The organism is Anaeromyxobacter sp. (assembly GCA_016718565.1).
In the GTDB taxonomy this organism is placed as follows: domain Bacteria; phylum Myxococcota; class Myxococcia; order Myxococcales; family Anaeromyxobacteraceae; genus JADKCZ01.
On the sequence record JADKCZ010000003.1, the window covers coordinates 198,449 to 214,453 of the forward strand.

12 protein-coding genes and 1 pseudogene are annotated in these 16,005 nt (G+C 76.3%); 4 read left to right on the top strand and 9 right to left on the bottom strand.

Features of this window, described 5'->3' with window-relative positions:
* Positions 1-66 precede the first annotated feature (66 nt).
* The 5 genes from IPO09_11010 to IPO09_11030 form a co-directional block, all read right to left on the bottom strand.
* Complete coding sequence (locus IPO09_11010) at positions 67-687, bottom strand: PilZ domain-containing protein (GenBank protein MBK9517865.1); 621 nt, start codon at positions 685-687, stop codon at positions 67-69.
* 28 nt (positions 688-715) lie between these two features.
* Complete coding sequence (gene queA, locus IPO09_11015) at positions 716-1,777, bottom strand: tRNA preQ1(34) S-adenosylmethionine ribosyltransferase-isomerase QueA (GenBank protein MBK9517866.1); 1,062 nt, start codon at positions 1,775-1,777, stop codon at positions 716-718.
* Positions 1,778-1,865: 88 nt separating this feature from the next.
* Positions 1,866-4,295: a protein kinase gene (locus IPO09_11020; GenBank protein ID MBK9517867.1), complete on the bottom strand. Its 2,430-nt coding sequence runs from the start codon at positions 4,293-4,295 to the stop codon at positions 1,866-1,868.
* Positions 4,292-4,855: a sigma-70 family RNA polymerase sigma factor gene (locus tag IPO09_11025; protein ID MBK9517868.1), complete on the bottom strand. Its 564-nt coding sequence runs from the start codon at positions 4,853-4,855 to the stop codon at positions 4,292-4,294. Before IPO09_11025 ends, IPO09_11020 begins: the two co-directional genes overlap by 4 nt.
* A gap of 145 nt (positions 4,856-5,000) precedes the next feature.
* Entirely contained in the window at positions 5,001-5,825 is an 825-nt protein-coding gene (locus IPO09_11030; protein MBK9517869.1) for a SpoIID/LytB domain-containing protein, read from the bottom strand.
* A gap of 294 nt (positions 5,826-6,119) precedes the next feature.
* On the opposite strand from IPO09_11030, the gene IPO09_11035 reads away from it, so the two are divergent.
* Positions 6,120-6,911 carry a VTT domain-containing protein gene (locus tag IPO09_11035; GenBank protein ID MBK9517870.1) on the top strand — a complete coding sequence of 264 codons (792 nt, stop codon included), beginning with the start codon at positions 6,120-6,122 and terminating at the stop codon, positions 6,909-6,911.
* Here the strand turns inward: IPO09_11035 and IPO09_11040 are convergent.
* Complete coding sequence (locus tag IPO09_11040) at positions 6,908-8,077, bottom strand: KamA family radical SAM protein (protein ID MBK9517871.1); 1,170 nt, start codon at positions 8,075-8,077, stop codon at positions 6,908-6,910. The genes IPO09_11035 and IPO09_11040 overlap by 4 nt on opposite strands.
* A 370-nt stretch (positions 8,078-8,447) precedes the next feature.
* Between IPO09_11040 and IPO09_11045 the strand changes: the two genes are divergently transcribed.
* Complete coding sequence (locus IPO09_11045) at positions 8,448-9,575, top strand: KamA family radical SAM protein (GenBank protein MBK9517872.1); 1,128 nt, start codon at positions 8,448-8,450, stop codon at positions 9,573-9,575.
* Positions 9,576-9,607: 32 nt separating this feature from the next.
* Here IPO09_11045 and IPO09_11050 read toward each other — a convergent pair whose 3' ends face one another.
* Positions 9,608-10,018: a RidA family protein gene (locus IPO09_11050; protein MBK9517873.1), complete on the bottom strand. Its 411-nt coding sequence runs from the start codon at positions 10,016-10,018 to the stop codon at positions 9,608-9,610.
* Positions 10,019-10,059: 41 nt separating this feature from the next.
* Positions 10,060-12,231: a bifunctional (p)ppGpp synthetase/guanosine-3',5'-bis(diphosphate) 3'-pyrophosphohydrolase gene (locus IPO09_11055; protein MBK9517874.1), complete on the bottom strand. Its 2,172-nt coding sequence runs from the start codon at positions 12,229-12,231 to the stop codon at positions 10,060-10,062.
* A gap of 246 nt (positions 12,232-12,477) precedes the next feature.
* Between IPO09_11055 and IPO09_11060 the strand changes: the two genes are divergently transcribed.
* Positions 12,478-13,722 carry an FHA domain-containing protein gene (locus IPO09_11060; GenBank protein ID MBK9517875.1) on the top strand — a complete coding sequence of 415 codons (1,245 nt, stop codon included), beginning with the start codon at positions 12,478-12,480 and terminating at the stop codon, positions 13,720-13,722.
* Between the two features lie 47 nt (positions 13,723-13,769).
* On the top strand, positions 13,770-14,093 hold the full coding sequence (locus tag IPO09_11065) for an MTH1187 family thiamine-binding protein (protein MBK9517876.1): 324 nt from the start codon (positions 13,770-13,772) through the stop codon (positions 14,091-14,093).
* A gap of 927 nt (positions 14,094-15,020) precedes the next feature.
* On the opposite strand, the pseudogene IPO09_11070 reads toward IPO09_11065, so the two are convergent.
* Positions 15,021-15,836 (bottom strand): annotated as a pseudogene (locus tag IPO09_11070) (serine/threonine protein kinase).
* Positions 15,837-16,005 lie beyond the last annotated feature (169 nt).

Sequence of the window (16,005 nt, forward strand, 5' to 3'; positions counted from 1 at the left end):
CGGTTTCCCCCGGGGCGACGGCCGCGTCAAGGCCCCGGGCCCAAGGGACCGGGCCGGGCCGAGCGGCTACGCGGCGCGGGCGCCCGACCGGGCCACGTCGGCCACCAGGGCGCGCCAGGCCTTGCCGGCCCGCCCCTCGGCGATGACGCGCAGGCCCACGCTCCGCTCCACCGGGCCCCCGGGCTGGTTCCAGCAGACCACCACGCGGGCCGACGGGGCGAAGAGCCCCTCGCCCAGCCGGAGCTGCAGCACGTCGCCCACCAGCGGGAGCTGGCCGGCCCAGCGGACGGCGCAGCCGCCCTCGGAGAGGTTCAAGGTGGTGGTGTCCTGCACGGTGTCGCCGTGGGTCACCGGGACGCGCCGCTCCACGGCGTAGCGCGGGAAGCGCTCGCGGAAGCTGACCGGCTCGCCGCGCGCCGCCATGGCCAGGAACCCGGCGGCCGGCTGGCTGGCCCGGTCGAGGGTCAGCTCCACCCCGGGCGGCAGCGCCGGGCGTCCCACCCGCCTGACCATCGAGACCTTGCCGAAGACGGTGGCGCGGATGGCCTGCCCGTAGATGCCGACCCGCACCGCCACCTGGTCGCCGACGCGGGACTCCGAGAGCGCGGGCAGGAACAGCACCCCCGTCTCGGGGCGCCACCCGGCGAGGTACTGCGGCGGCTCCAGGTTGACGGCCACGCTCTGCACCCGAATGCTCCTTCCGGTCATCGGAAGCCTACACCATCGGACCCGGGGTCGAAGCGCCCCGGGTGAGGAGCATCGCGTCCCCGTAGCTGAAGAACCGGTACCGGCACGAGACCGCCTCCGCGTACGCCGCCAGCACCCGTTCGCGGCCTCCGAAGGCGCAGACCAGCATCAGGAGGGTAGATCTCGGGAGGTGGAAGTTTGTGACCAGGGCATCGACCACGCCAAAGGTGTGCCCCGGACGGATGAACAGGGCCGTCCGGCCGGCGCCGGCCTGCAACCGGCCGTCGCAGAAGGCCGATTCGAGCGTGCGGACCGCCGTGGTCCCCACCGCCACCACCCGGCCCCCCCGCCCCCGGCACGCCGCCACCGCCTCCACCGTCGCGGCGCCCACCTCGAACCGCTCCTCGTGCATCCGGTGCTGCTCCAACGACTCACCGCGCACCGGCAGGAAGGTGCCAGGCCCCACGTGCAGGGTCACGGCGGCGCGCGCCACCCCCCGCGCCTCCAGCCTGGCCAGCACCTCGGGGGTGAAGTGCAGGCCGGCGGTGGGCGCGGCGGCGCTGCCGGGGCGGCGGGCGAACACGGTCTGGTAGCGCTCGGCGTCGTCGGCCGTGGGGGCCCGGCGGATGTAGGGCGGCAGCGGCAGGCGGCCGGCCACCGCCAGGGCCGCCTCCAGCGCCGGCCCCTCCCGGTCGAGCAGGAGCGCGTAGAACCCCTCCCCCTCCACCCGCTCCACCACCGCCAGGAGCTCGCCGAAGCGCAGCCGGGCCCCTTCGCGGATGGGCTTGGCCGCCTGGCCCATGGCCCGCCAGCGGCGGGGCAGGTCGCCGCCCACCGGATCGACCAGCAGCATCTCCACCTTCCCGCCGGTCCCCTCCTTCACGCCCACCAGGCGCGCCGGGATGACCCGCGTGTCGTTGAAGACCACCAGGTCGCCGGGCTGGAGCAGGTCGGGCAGGTCGGCGAAGGCGCGGTGGTCCGTAGGTCCGGTCCCGGCCAGGCAGAGCAGCCGCGAGGCGTCGCGCGGCGACACCGGCGCCTGGGCGATCAGCTCCTCGGGGAGCGGGTAGTCGAAGTCGGAGACCTCCATCCGGCGGCCATCTACCACGCCCGACGGACCCGTGCCCGGGGGCCGGCCTCCCGGCCGGGGCCTGGCCCTCCGGGTGGCCTCGCGCCGCTCACCCCGGACCGACCGCCCGGGTCGCCGGCAGCCCGGCCCTGAGCGCCCGCGCCTCGTCGAGCAGCGGCGCGCCGGGCTCGGCCCCCGCAGAGGCCCAGAGCAGCCGGTCGAGCGCGGCGCCGGCCCGCTCCGGCTCCCCCAGCGCCGCCTGGCTGCGCCCCAGCAGGAGCTGCGCACGCGGCCAGGCCCAGCTGCGCCACATCTGGCGCCAGACGTAGCAGCCCTGGAAGCGCTCCAGCGCCTCCACGGCCTCCTCGTGGCGCCCCGCCCGGGCGCACAGCTCGCCGAGCAGGTAGAGCGGCGCGACCCGCCAGGTGAGGACCGGCGCGCGCTGGCAGGCCGACCGGAGGCCCTCCAGCGCCTCCTCCGGCCGGCCCTCGTGCCAGGCCACCAGCGCCCGGCAGGTGGTGGCGTGCACGCCGCCGGGCGGCAGGCCGGCGCCCAGCGCCGCAGCCCCCGGGAGGTCGCCCAGCCAGGCCAGCGAGCAGGCGTGCTCGGCGGCGGCGCGCGGCTCCAGGTCGGCCAGCACCGCCACCGCGGCGCGCACGCCCGGGAGGTCGTCGTCGCCCATGAGGTAGTCGGCGCGCACCGCGTGGTAGTTCCAGTCGCCGCGCACCGCCGGGACCTCCCGCGCCAGCTCGTCGAGCAGCGCCAGCCCGGCGCGGCGCCGCCCCTGGTAGGCCTGCAGCGCCGCCAGGCCGTAGTAGCCCATGCGCCGGACCGGGCTCTGCGGCGAGGCCAGGGGACGCACCGCCTGCTCGGCGGCGGCGAACTGCCCGGAGAAGAAGAGCGCCGCCAGCTGGTCCTCGCGTCCGGCCACGCCCCCGCCCACGGCCACGGCCCGCTCGCCGGCCGCGTGGGCCGCCGCCAGGTCCCCCAGCCAGCCGTAGGCCAGCGAGAGGCCGTGCAGCGCCCCCGGCCCGGGCGCCTGCTCCAGCCGGCGCACCCAGGCCGCCAGCGCGTCGCGCCGCCCCAGCGCCCCCAGGGCGTCGGCCAGGTGGCCGGCGGCCCAGCCGAACTCCGGGTCGAGCGCCACCACCTGCTCGAACCACGGCAGCGCCGCCGCCGGCTCGTCGCGGTGGCGCAGCAGGTCGCCGGCCTGGTACCAGGCGCGCACCTCGTCGGGCCAGGACGCCACCACCCGGCCGTAGAGCTCCAGCGCCTCGTGGTCCAGCCCCGCCACCTGCGCCGCCAGGGCCTGGATGAGCAGCTGGTCGCGCGGGGAGGCCTCGCCGGCGTGGCGGAGGGCGGCCTGCACCGCCGCCTCCTGGTCGCGCCGGGAGCCGCCGAACCAGCGCAGCCAGGCCGCCAGCTCGTACTGCGCCATCGCCAGGCCGGGGTCGAGGGCCACGGCCCGGCGCAGCAGCGCGCCGCAGTCCTGGCCCAGCGCCGGGTGGCGGGCGCACTGCTCGCCCAGCACGTACTGGCGGAAGGCCTCCAGCCGGCTGGCCCCGGCGGGCTGGCGGCCGTCCGCCGCGACGGCCGCGCCGCCCTGGCCGCGGCCGCCCTCCGCCCCGTCCGGCGGGGCCGCGGGCCCGGGCGCGGCGCGGCCGGCGTCCCAGTCGCGCTCCAGCGCCAGCAGCGCCTCCAGCACCTCGCCGGCGCTGGCCGGGCGCCGGGACGGGTTCGGGTCGGCGGCGCGGGCCACCAGCGCCTGCAGGCCCGGGGGGGCGCCCGGCGCCGAGAGGGGCCCCGGCGGCGCGCCCGCCGGGCCCGGCCGGTCGCCGCTCACCATCTCGTGCAGCAGCACCCCCAGCGCGTAGACGTCGGTGCGCACGTCCTCCGGCCGGCCATCCACCTGCTCGGGCGCCATGTAGCCCGGCGTGCCCCCGCTGGCGGGCCCCAGGGTGCCGCAGGCGTGGGCCAGCCCGAAGTCGAGCACCTTGGCCGGCCCGCCCTCGACCAGGAAGACGTTGCCCGGCTTCAGGTCGCGGTGCAGCACCCCGGCCCCGTGGGCGTGGACCAGCGCGCGGGCCACCTGCACCGCCACGGCCACCGCCTGGCGGACCGGCAGGCGCCCCCGCCCCAGCCGCTCGGCCACCGACTCGCCGCGCAGCAGCTCCATCACCAGCCAGGGACCGGCCGGGCCCCCACCCGCGTCGTGCACGGTGACGATGTTGGGGTGCTGCAGCTGGGCGGCCGCCTCGGCCTCGCGGTGCAGCAGGGCGGCCCGGCCCGGGTCGGCGGCGTCGCCGGCGCGGCCCGGCCGGAGGAGCTTCAGGGCCACCTGGCGGCGCAGCTCTGGGTCGTGCGCCTCGAACACCTGCCCGAACCCGCCGCGCCCCAGCTCGCGCACCAGCCGGAACCGCCCCACCGCGGCGCCCGGGCGCGGCGAGGGCCCGCCCGGCTCCAGGGCTGGTCCGCGCGCCAGCTCCGCCAGCAGCGCCGAGAGGGCCCCCGGGGCCGGGCGCGGGCCGGCCCCGGTCACTCCAGGAGCCCCTGCTCCCGCGCCAGGCGGCCCAGCCGGCCCTTGAGCCGCTCGAACCGCTTGCGCAGGGTGGCGGCCTCCACCGGCGCGCCCTCGGCGGAGAGCACCGCCGCCACCTCGTCCCACTCCAGCTCCCGGTCGACGCGCAGCACCAGCAGCGTCCGCTCCTCCGGGTCGAGCGCCTGGCGCAGCTGGCGGAGGGCGTCGCGCCGGCCCCCCGGCAGCAGGCTGGCGCCGGCGATGGTGGCGGCCAGGCGGGAGGCGGCGCTGCTGGGCAGCCGCTCGCCGCGCCGCCGGAAGGGATCGCGCCGGAAGCGCGCGCTGGCGTGCCAGGCGAGGCGGAAGGCCCAGGCGCGCAGCGAGCACTCGCCCCGGAAGCCGGGCAGGCCGCGCCACAGGTCCTCGGCGAAGGTGGAGAAGACGTCGCGCGCGTCGTCCTCGTCGTGCAGGCTGCCCAGGTACCCGAGCACCGCGGGGCCGAGCCCCGTCAGCGCGGCGGTGGCTGCCTCCCCCACCTGGCCTCGCTCGAGGAGCGACGCCACCTGATCGTCGAGTGCCATGCCGCGGAAGCATATTGGATGCGCCCGGAGCGGTTCCACCCCGCGGCCGCGCCGGCGCGGGCGGCTCCCCCGCTCGGGCGAGACCCGGCGCGCTGGCCCGCGGCCGCCGGCGCCACCGGGCCGCGCGCCGGCCGTGCGTGACGCCTCAGTACAGCTTCACCACCCGCGCGCCCGGGTAGTAGTGGGCCAGGATCTCCAGGTAGTCCTTCCCCTGGCGGGCCAGCCCGGCCGCGCCCCACTGGCAGAGCCCGGCGCCGTGCCCCTGGCCGCGCCCCTCGAAGGTGAAGCCGCCGCGCCGCGCCGACACCTCGAAGGCCAGCGAGGCCAGCGCGCCGTAGCCCAGCCGCTGCCGCAGATCGGCGGCCGCCAGGGTCACGGTGCGCCCGCCGGCCGCCAGCTCGACCCGGGCGGCCCGCCCCGAGGGGCTGCGCTCCAGCACCCGGACCGCGCTCACCGGGCTCGCCAGCCCGACCGCCCGCGCCAGCTCGGCGCCGCTGCGGGTGAGCTTCCAGCGGGCCCCGGGCGCCCCGTTGCACCGGCCGCACGGCACCGACGCCAGGTAGGGCAGGTCGCGGCCCAGGGCGGCCAGGCCGCCCTCGGTGGCGCCGCCGCAGGCCGCGTGGAAGAAGGCCTCCACCGGCTCGTTGCCCGACACCAGCACCTCGCCGCGGGTGGCGTCGGCGGCGGCCCGGGCCACCGGGTTGGGGGCCGCGCCGGCGTAGACCTGCGAGAGCACGCCGGCGCCCAGGTGCCAGCCGCGGCCGGCCGCCTCGGCCTCGATCTTGCGGATCAGGGCGTAGCTGCGGGCGGCCACCGCCTGCGCCTTCTGCGCCTCCGGCGGGAAGCTGCGCGGCAGCTCGCCGGAGAGCACCCCGGCCACGTAGTCGTCGAGCGGCAGCTCCTCGATGACGGTGAGGCCGGCGGCGCCCAGCTCCACCTGCACCAGGCGGTGCAGGGTGCGGGCGCCCATGCGGATGGGGCCGGTGGCCTCCACCACCACCGCGGCGGGCAGGTCGTCGCCGTCGGCGGTGAGCACCCCGTCGTCCACCTCCAGCTCCAGCCTGCGACCCACGGCGCGGCCAGGCCCCTCGGCCTCGGGCGCCCGCAGCGAGAGCCCGTCGCCGGCCAGCGTCACGGTCCGGAGCCGCTCGGCCACCACCACCCGGATCAGCTCCTCGGCGCGGGCCGCGGCCGGGGCGGCCAGCGCGGCGGCGACGAGCGCGGCCAGCAGCGCGCGGGCGGGGTGGTGGGGGGGCACCGCCCGATGCTAGGGACGGTCCGGCGGGCCGTCCAGTCGGCGGCGCGCCGGCCGGCGGCCGCGCCGGCGCCGCAGCCGGAGCGCCGCAGCCGGGGCGCCCGGCCTGGGCCCGGCGCGCCGGCCCCGCGGGTGGCGCGCGCTCCCGCCCGCGGGGTACAAGGGCGCGTGCACCTGCTCCAGTGGCTCATCGACCTCATCCGGAACCCGGGAGCGCTCATCACCTGGGGCGGCTACCCGGGGCTGGCCCTCATCGTCTTCCTCGAGACCGGGGCGCTGATCTTCTTCCTGCCGGGCGACTCGCTGCTGGTGATGGCCGGCTTCTACGCCGCCAAGGGCGACCTCGACATCCTCTGGCTCAACGCCCTGCTCATCCCCATGGCCGTGCTGGGCGACGCCACCTCCTACTGGATCGGGCGGCGCGCCGGGCCACACCTCTTCAACCGGCCCCGCTCCCGCTTCTTCAACCCCGACCACGTCCGCGCGGCGCACGAGTTCTACGAGCGGCACGGCGGCAAGGCCATCATCCTGGCCCGCTTCATGCCCCTGGTGCGCACCTTCGTGCCGGTGGTGGCCGGCGTCGCCGGCATGACCTACAAGCGCTTCGCCACCTTCAACGTGGTGGGCGGCGCCGCCTGGGTCGGCTCCATGACGCTCATCGGCTACGTGCTCGGCACCCGCTTCCCGCTGCTGGTGCAGCACATCGAGAAGGTGATCGTGGTGGTGATCGTCATCTCGTTCCTGCCGGGCCTCTACGAGTGGTGGCAGGCCCGCCGGCGCGCCGCCGCGGCCAGGGGCTAGGTGGCCGCGCGGTCCGGCCCGTACCAGGCCTCGTCGTAGCTGCAGCGGCAGTCCGCCTCCGGCGGGTCGGGGTACCACACCGGGTCGCCGCGGTGGTTGACGAGCCAGGTGCCGCCCTCGCCGCGCCGGAGGCCCGCCGTGCCGGTGTAGTCCGGCGCCAGCACCACCTTGCCGCTGCCGTCCGGCAGGTCCACCGCCAGGTGCGGGATGGCCAGGCCGCTGAGCCGGCCGCGCAGCTGGCGCAGCAGCTCCACCCCGGTGGCCAGCGGCGTGCGCAGGTGGCCGGTGCCGGCCGCCAGGTCGCCCTGGTGCAGGTAGTAGGGGCGCACCCGCCAGGCCAAGAGCCCCTCGAAGAGGTCGCCGAGCAGCCGGGCGGTGGAGTTGACGCCGCGCAGCAGCACCGCCTGGTTCTCCACCGGCACCCCGTGGTCCACCAGCCGCTCGCAGGCCTGGCGGGCCTCGGGCGTCAGCTCCTTGGGGTGGTTGAAGTGGGTCACCACGAAGAGCGGGGCGAAGCGGCGCAGGGTGGCCGCCAGGTCCCCGGTGACGCGGGCCGGCAGCACCGCGGGCGCGCGGGTGGCCACCCGCAGGAGCCGCACGTGCGGGACGGCGCGCAGCGCCGCCAGGGTGGCCTCCAGCCGCTCGTCGGAGAGCGTCAGCGGGTCGCCGCCGGAGACGATGACGTCGCGGACCTCCGGGTGGGCCCGCACGTAGGCGATCCCCTCCTCCACCGCCGCCCGGTCGAAGGCCCCCTCGGCCCCGCCGGTGATGCGCCGCCGGGTGCAGTGGCGGCAGTAGACGGGGCAGGTGTCGGTGACCAGCAGGAGCACGCGGTCCGGGTACTTCCGGACCACCGCCCGGGTCGGCCGGTGGACCTCCTCGCCGGTGGGGTCGGCGAGGTCGCCGGGGGCCAGGTCGCCCTCGGCGGCCACCGGGATGGCCTGCCGCCGCACCGGGCAGTCGGCGCGCTCGGGGTCCATCAGGGCCGCGTAGTAGGGCGTGACGCCGGTGCGCAGCCCGTCCAGGGCCAGCCCGCGCCGCTCGTCCTGGGTGAGCCGCACCAGCCGCTCCAGGTCGGCGGCGCCGCGCAGCACGTGGCGCTGCTGCCAGCGCCAGTCGCGCCAGTCGGTCTCGGAGACGCCGGGGAATCGCTCGCGCCAGGGCATGGACGGGTGGGCTCTCGTGGCGCCGGCGCCTCCCCGGCGCGGCGGCCGCGGAACGTACCCGCGCGGCGACGGCCGAGTCAAACCCAGGGGAGCGCGTCCCAGGGGTGTCGCCGGTGGTGTCCCCGGGCGGCTTCGGCGCTATGAATGGCGCGAGGCGCCCGCGCGCCCGAAGGGAGCGTCCATGGAGACCGTGCCCCTGCCGAGCACCCCGGTCCGCAGCCAGCCTGAGGCCGCCGCCGAGGCGCCAGCCTCGCCAGCCGCCCCCACCAGCGGCGCGGGGTCGAACGGCGCCGCCAGCGCAGGCCCGCCGCCGGACGGCGCGGAGGCCGCCGTGACTCCGCCCGCCACGACCGCCGGCGACGTCCGCCCGGTGGCCCACGTCCGCTCCCGCTTCCCGCTCGGGCCGCGCGCCATCTGGCGCGGGGTGCCGGACTCCAGCTGGAACGACTGGCACTGGCAGCAGCGCGAGCGGATCACCAAGCTGGACCAGCTGGAGAGGGTCATCCGGCTCACCGAGGACGAGCGCCAGGCGGTGGTGGCCACCGACGCCGAGTTCCACATGGGCATCACGCCCTACTACGCGGCGCTGATGGACCCGGAGGACCCCACCTGCCCGGTGCGGCTGCAGTCGGTGCCCACCATGGGCGAGCTCACCGTGGCGGCGGCCGACCTGGAGGATCCGCTGGCCGAGGAGCGGGACATGCCGGTGCCGGGGCTGACCCACCGCTACCCGGACCGCGTGCTCTTCTACACGACGCACAACTGCCCGGTGTACTGCCGCCACTGCACCCGCAAGCGCAAGGTGGCCGACCCCTCCAGCGCGGCCGCCAAGAAGCAGATCGAGGACAGCCTCGCCTACATCGAGCACCACACCGAGATCCGCGACGTGGTGGTCTCGGGCGGCGACCCGCTGTCGCTCTCCGACGACCGGCTCGACTACATCCTGGGGCGGCTGCGGGCCATCCCACACGTCGAGATCTTCCGGCTGGGCACGCGCAACCTGGTGACGCTGCCCCAGCGCATCACCGACGACCTGGTGCGGATGCTGCGCCGGCACCAGCCGGTCTACGTCAACACCCACTTCAACCACCCCCGCGAGTGCACCGCCGAGGCCTTCGACGCCTGCCGCCGCATGGCCGACGCCGGCTGCGCCCTGGGCAACCAGATGGTGCTGCTCAAGGGCGTCAACGACGACCCGCGCACCGTCAAGGAGCTGAACCACAAGCTCCTGCTGATGCGGGTGCGCCCCTACTACATCTACCAGTGCGACCTGGCCAAGGGCATCAGCCACTTCCGCACGCCCATCGAGGCCGGCCGGCGCATCATCCGCTCGCTGCGCGGCCACACCTCCGGCCTGGCGGTGCCGTACTTCGTGGTGGACGCGCCCAGCGGCGGCGGGAAGATCCCGGTCAACCCCGACTACGTGGTGCGCCACGAGGGGAAGAAGTGGACCCTGAGGAACTTCGCCGGCAAGGAGTTCACCTACGACGAGCCGTGAGCGGGCGGCGCCGGCGCGCCGGCCGGGCGCCCTCAGAGGCCGGGCGCCGCGATGGCGTCGATCTCCACCCGGGCCCCGCGCGGCAGCGCCGCCACCTGCACCGTGGCGCGGGCCGGCGGGTGGGCCGGGAAGTAGCTGCCGTAGACCTCGTTCACCCGGGTGAAGTCGGACAGGTCGGTGAGGTAGATGGTGGTCTTCACCACGTCCTGGAAACCGGCCTGGCCGGCCGACAGCACCGCCCGCAGGTTCTCCATCACCCGGCGGGTCTCCTCCTCGATGGTCCCCTTGACCAGCTCGCCGGTGGCCGGGTCGAGCGGGATCTGCCCCGAGAGGAAGAGCAGCCCCGCGAGGGCCGGGGCCGGGACGGAGACCGCCTGGCTGTAAGGGCCGATGGCCCGGGGCGCGTCGGCGGTGGCGATGACGTGGCGCTGGTGGCTCGGCATGGGATGGGCTCCGCGCGGATGGGCGGTCCGGGCCGCGCGGCCTAGACCCGTTTGACCGTCTGCACCCCGTCGATCCGCTCGATCGACCGGATGATGCCGGTGAGCTGCTTCAGGTCACCGATGGTGACCTCGAGGTCGAAGACCGCCTTCTCGGCGGTGGTCCGCACCGTGGCCTGGGAGATGTTGACGTCGGCCTCGCCGAAGGCCCTGGAGATCTTGGCCAGCAGGCCGGGCCGGTCGGCGCCCACCACCCGCAGCGCCACCGGGCGCTTGAAGTCGCCCTTGACGTCCCAGGTGACGTCGACGCGCCGCTCGGTGGCGCTCTCCAGCACCTTGTCGCAGGTGGCGGTGTGCACCGTGACGCCGCGCCCGCGGGTGATGAAGCCCACGATCTGGTCGCCCGGCACCGGGTTGCAGCACTTGCCGTAGCGCACCAGCATGTCGTCCACGCCGCTGACCCGCACCCCGGAGAGCGAGCGGCGCGCCACCTTGCGGAAGAGCTCGGAGAGGCGCGAGGGGGCCGCCTCGGGCGGCGGCGGCGCGGCCAGCTGGTCCTGGGGCAGCAGCAGGGCCAGCAGCTGGGCGGTGGTCACCTTGCCGTAGCCCACCGCGGCCAGCAGGTCGTCGACGCCGCGGTAGCCCAGCTTCTCGCCGGCCCTGGTGAGCTCGCCCGACTTCTCCAGCTTCGCCAGCGAGAGGCCGTACTTGCGCAGGTCCTTCTCGGCCACCTCCTTGCCGATCTCCAGCGAGCGGCGCTGCTCCTCGCCCCGGATGTACTGGCGGATGCGGGCCTGGGCCCGGCTGGTCTTGACGAAGGTGAGCCAGTCCTTGGACGGGTGGGCGTGCGGCGAGGTGAGGATCTCCACCGAGTCGCCGTTCTTCAGCTTGTGGCGCAGCGGCACCAGCTTGCCGTTGACCTTGCCGCCCACGCAGTGCTGGCCGATCTGCGAGTGGATGGCGAAGGCGAAGTCCACCGGGGTGGAGCCGCGCGGCAGCGCCTTCAGGTCGCCCTTGGGCGTGAAGACGAAGACCTCGTCGGAGAAGAGGTCGACCTTGACGGTCTCCAGGAACTCGCGCGGGTCGTCCACCTCGCGCTGGAACTCCACCAGCTGGCGCAGCCAGCCGTACTCGGCGGCGTCCTTCTTGGAGAGCTGCCCGGCGCCCTTGCCGTCCCGGCCCTGCTCCTTGTAGGCCCAGTGCGCCGCCACGCCCTCCTCGGCGATGCGGTGCATCTCGCGGGTGCGGATCTGCACCTCGACCCGCTCGCCCCGGGGGCCCACCACGGTGGTGTGCAGCGACTGGTAGCCGTTGGGCTTGGGGATGGCGATGTAGTCCTTGAAGCGCCCCGGCACCGGCTTCCACAGGGTGTGGACCACCCCCAGCGACTCGTAGCACTGGGCCACCGAGTCGACCAGGACCCGGAAGGCGATGACGTCCTGGATCTGGTCGAAGTCCACGTCGAGCTGCCGCATCTTGCGGAAGACCGAGTAGGCGTGCTTGAGCCGCCCCGAGACGTCGGCCTCCAGCCCCTGGGCGGCCAGCTTCTCCCGGATGATGCCCACCACGTCCTGGACGAAGCGCTCCTTCTCCTTGCCCTGGGCGGCGATGCGCCCGGTGATGTCGGCGAAGTCGGCCGGCATGAGGTACTTGAAGGACAGCTCCTCCAGCTCGGCCTTGACCCACTGGATGCCCAGGCGGTTGGCCAGCGGCGCGTAGATGTCGAGGGTCTCGCGGGCGATGCGCTCCTGCGACTCCGGCTTCATGTGGTCGAGGGTCCGCATGTTGTGGGTGCGGTCGGCAAGCTTGACCAGCAGGACGCGGATGTCCTTGGCCATGGCCACCACCATCTTGCGGAAGTTCTCGGCCTGCTTCTCCACCTGGGTGTTGGCGGCGCTGAACTGGGAGAGCTTGGTGACCCCGTCCACCAGGTCGGCGATCTCCTCGCCGAACAGCTCGGCGATCTCGGCCTTGGTGGCCAGGGTGTCCTCGATGGTGTCGTGCAGCATCCCGGTCACCACCGAGGCCTCGTCGAGCTTGAGCTCGGCCAGGATGCCGGCCACCTCCAGCGGGTGCACCAGGTAGGGCTCTCCCGACTTGCGCAGCTGCCCCTGGTGGACCTTGGCCGAGTAGACGTAGGCCTTCTTGATGAGGTCCAGGTCGGGGTCGGGGTGGTAGGTGGCGACCCGGTCCAGGATGTCGTTGAGTCGCAGCAAGGACGGACAGCCTAGCGTCCCACCTCCGGGGGCGGCAAGGCGGGCCAGGGAGCGGTGGCGCCGGGGCGCCCCGCGCACCCCGGGCGCCCGGCCCTCGGGCGGGTGGGGCCGGGGCCTGGCAGCCCCCCCGGCGAGCCGGCCCGCGCCCGGGAGTTGAGCGCGGAGCCAGCCGCGGGGTAGAGATCCTCCCGGAGGTCGTCCCCCGTGCTCACGTGCAAGTCCTGCGGCGCCGCGCTCGATCTCACCATGAGCGACTGTCCCGCCTGCGGCGTGGCCCTGGAGCTGGGGCGGCTCACCGGCATCCTCGGCATCGTCTGCCGCGCCTGCGACGCCTACAACGAGCCCGGGGCCAGGGCCTGCGCCGCCTGTGGCGCGGCCATCGGCTCCGCGGCGGCCACCCCGGCGGTGGCGCTGGCGGCCGCGACCGCGCCCCCGGCGGGCGACGCCGCGCTCGACTTCCAGGTCGACCTCCCCCTGGACCTGCCGGTCGAGGGGCTCGAGGTGCCGGAGCCGGGCGGCGCCCCCACGCCCGTGGCGCCCTCCCTCGGCGCGCCCGGGGCGGCGGCGCCGTCCCAGCCTGGCCAGCCGGTGGTGCGCGCCTTCCGGAAGGGCGCCCCGGCCGCCACCCGCCTGGTGCCGCTGGTCCCCTCCTCCCCTGGCCTCGGCGCCAGCGCGGGCGCCACCGGGCCACGCTGCGCCCGCTGCGGCGAGGAGACCGGCCCCAGCCAGTTCTGCCAGCGCTGCGGGCAGGCGCTGGGCGCGCATGGCACCCAGGTGCTGCAGCAGCCGCCCCCGGCCCGCAGCGCCACCCAGGTCTTCGGCGCCCTGGCGCCGGGGCGGGCCAAGCTGGTGCTGGAGCGTGGCGAGGGGCTGGACGGCGCCACCTTCCGGCTCAACGCGGAGCAGGTCACGGCCGGCAGGACCCAGGGGCAGGTGGTCTTCCCCGGCGACCCCTGCCTGGCGCCGCACCACGCCACCTTCTTCTACCGGGACGGCGCCCTGCACGTCCGCGACGAGGGCGCGCCGGGTGGGCTCTACCTCCGCCTGCGCGGCCCCTCGGCGCCGCTCCGTCCCGGCGACCTCTTCGTGGTGGGCGACCGGCTGCTCCGCTTCGCCGGCCCCCTGCCGCCCGCCCCGCCGGGCCCGCCCGACGGCACCCGGCGCTTCGGCGCCCCCCGGCCTGGCGGCGCGGCGCCCGCGGCCGTGGTGGAGGAGTGGCTGGAGGGCGGGGTGGGAGGCCGGGTCTTCGTGCGCCCCGGCCCCTCGGTGACCATCGGCCGCGCCGGCTGCGCCGTGAACCTGGGGGACGACCCCTTCCTGTCGCAGGCCCACGCCGAGCTGGTGCTGGACGCCGAGGGCGGGGCGCGGCTGCGCGACCTGGGCTCGTCCAACGGCACCTTCGTGCGCATCCCCCCACACGCCGAGCGCGAGCTGCACGACGGCGATGGGCTCAGGATGGGGCGCGAGGTGCTGCGCATCGCCATCGCCTGACCGCCCGGCCCAGCGGCCGCGGCGCCCGCCACCCCGGAGGAGCCACCGTGCCCGTCGCCTTCCTCACCATCACGCCGCTCGGCACCGCCACCACCAGCGTCTCCCGCTACGTGGCGGGGGTGGAGCGCCTCCTGCGCGAGACCACGCTGACCCACCAGCTCACCGCCATGGGGACCATCATCGAGGGCGACCTCGACGAGATCCTGGCGGTGGTTCGCCGCATGCACGAGCACCCGTTCACCCAGGGGGCGCAGCGGGTCTCCACCTCGCTGCGCATCGACGACCGGCGGGACAAGGTCCACACCATCGCCGGCAAGATGCGCTCGGTGGAGGAGCGGCTGCGGGGCGAGGCCGAGGGGCGCGAGCCGTAGCGCTCGGGCGCCGCGGCGCAGCCCCGCGCCGCTACTGGAGCGTGGAGAGGATGGCCTTCACCTTGGCCGCGTCGGGTGGGTCGGTGGCCAGGTAGCGCCGGTACCGCGCCGCCGCCGCCTGGTCGTTCCCCTGCTGCTGGTAGCAGAGCGCCAGCTTCTTCTGCAGCTCGGCCAGGGACGGGTCGGCCGCCTCGGCCGCCAGGTAGCTGCGGATGGCGCCGTCGAGGTCGAGCTGGCCGCGGGAGGCGTCGCCCCTGGCCAGGAGCGCCCTGGCCCGGGCCCGGTCCGGGCGGGGCGGCTTCGGCGGGGAGGTGGTCGCGGTCTGGGCCGGCGCCGTGGGAGCGGTCGGGGGCGCGGGCTCGGTCGGGGTTGCGGTTGCGGTCGGGGTCGGGGTCGCGGTCGCGGTCGGGGTCGGGGTCGGGTCGGGGTCTGGGTCGGGGTCGGGCGGGGTCGGGTCGGGTCGGTCGCGGTCGCGGTCGCGGTCGGGGTCGGGGTCGGGGTCGCGGTCGCGGTCGGGGTCGGGGTCGCGGTCGGGGTCGCGGTCGCGGTCGGGGTCGGGGTCGCGGTCGGGGTCGGGGTCGGGGTCGCGGTCGCGGTCGGGGTCGGGGTCGCGGTCGGGGTCGGCGGCCCCTGCTCCTTGCCCAGGAACACCGCCGCGCCCACGCCTACCAGCGCGACCACCACCAGCCCGGCGACGAGCGGGAGCTTGGAGCCGGAGGGTGCCGGTGCCGGCGCGGCCACAGGTGGGGGCGCCGGCGCCGGCGCCGCGGGTGGGCGCGCCGCGGCCCGGGCCGGCGGGGGCGGGCTCGCGGCGGGTGCGGGGACGTCCTCGGTGATGTCCACCATCAAGGTGGGCGGCGGCGCGGGCCGGGCGGGGGCGGCGGGCCGGGCCGGGGGGGCGGCCGTGGCGCAGGCCAGCAGCGCCTCGCGCATGGCCACCGCGTCGGCGTGGCGCTGGCCCGGCTCCTTCTCCATGGCCCGGCGGATGAGCCGGTCGAGCGGCTCCGAGAGCTCCGGCCGCTTCTGCCGCGGCGGCACCGGCACCTCCACCAGGTGCTTGGTGAGGAACCCCACCGGCGTGTCCGACTGGAAGGGCAGCTCGCCGGTGGCCAGCTGGTAGAGGATGACGCCCACCGAGTAGAGGTCGCTGCGGGCGTCCAGGTCGGCGCCGCGCGCCTGCTCCGGGCTCATGTACTCGGGGGTGCCGCACACCAGCCCGGCCTGGGTCAGCTTGGGCTCGTTCTCGGCGGCGGCGGTGATCTTGGCGATGCCGAAGTCCAGCACCTTGACGAAGTCCGCCTCGTCGCGGCGCGGCTCCACCATGACGTTCTCGGGCTTCAGGTCGCGGTGGATGATCCCCTGGGCGTGGGCCTCGGCCAGGGCCGACAGGATCTGGGCGCCGATGCGGATGATGCGCGGCTCGGGCAGCGGGAAGTCCTCGGCCACCACCCGGGCCAGGTCGCGCCCGGCCAGGTACTCCATGGCCATGTAGAGCGTGCCGTCCTCGGCGGCGCCGAAGTCGAGCACCGCGATGGAGTTGGGGTGGTTGAGCCGGGAGGCGGCGCGGGCCTCGCGCTGGAACCGCTGCACGATCTGCGGGTCCTCGGAGTAGGCCTTGTGCAGCATCTTGAGGACCACCAGCCGGTCCAGGGTGAGGTGGCGGGCCCGGTAGACCCGGCCCATGCCCCCCTGCCCCACCAGCCGCTCCACCTTGAACTTGCCGCTGACGGTGGCCCCGATCATCGGGTCGACCGGGACGGCCGCGGCGCTGGCGCCCCCGCAGAAGGGACAGAAGCGGGCCTCGTCGGCGATCGGCTGCTGGCACTCCGGGCAGGGGCGCATGGGCCGGCCCATACTACACGGCGCGCGTCCCACGAACACGGCGCGTTGACCCCCCGGGCCGGCCGTGGCG

Coding starts and splice junctions, on each gene's coding strand:
- IPO09_11060 (MBK9517875.1), top strand. CDS start 12,478: ATGAGCGACTGTCCCGCCTGCGGCGTGGCCCTGGAGCTGGGGCGGCTC.
- IPO09_11035 (MBK9517870.1), top strand. CDS start 6,120: ATGCTAGGGACGGTCCGGCGGGCCGTCCAGTCGGCGGCGCGCCGGCCG.
- IPO09_11030 (MBK9517869.1), bottom strand. CDS start 5,825: ATGGGCGCCCGCACCCTGCACCGCCTGGTGCAGGTGGAGCTGGGCGCC.
- IPO09_11050 (MBK9517873.1), bottom strand. CDS start 10,018: ATGCCGAGCCACCAGCGCCACGTCATCGCCACCGCCGACGCGCCCCGG.
- IPO09_11040 (MBK9517871.1), bottom strand. CDS start 8,077: ATGCCCTGGCGCGAGCGATTCCCCGGCGTCTCCGAGACCGACTGGCGC.
- IPO09_11025 (MBK9517868.1), bottom strand. CDS start 4,855: ATGGCACTCGACGATCAGGTGGCGTCGCTCCTCGAGCGAGGCCAGGTG.
- queA (MBK9517866.1), bottom strand. CDS start 1,777: ATGGAGGTCTCCGACTTCGACTACCCGCTCCCCGAGGAGCTGATCGCC.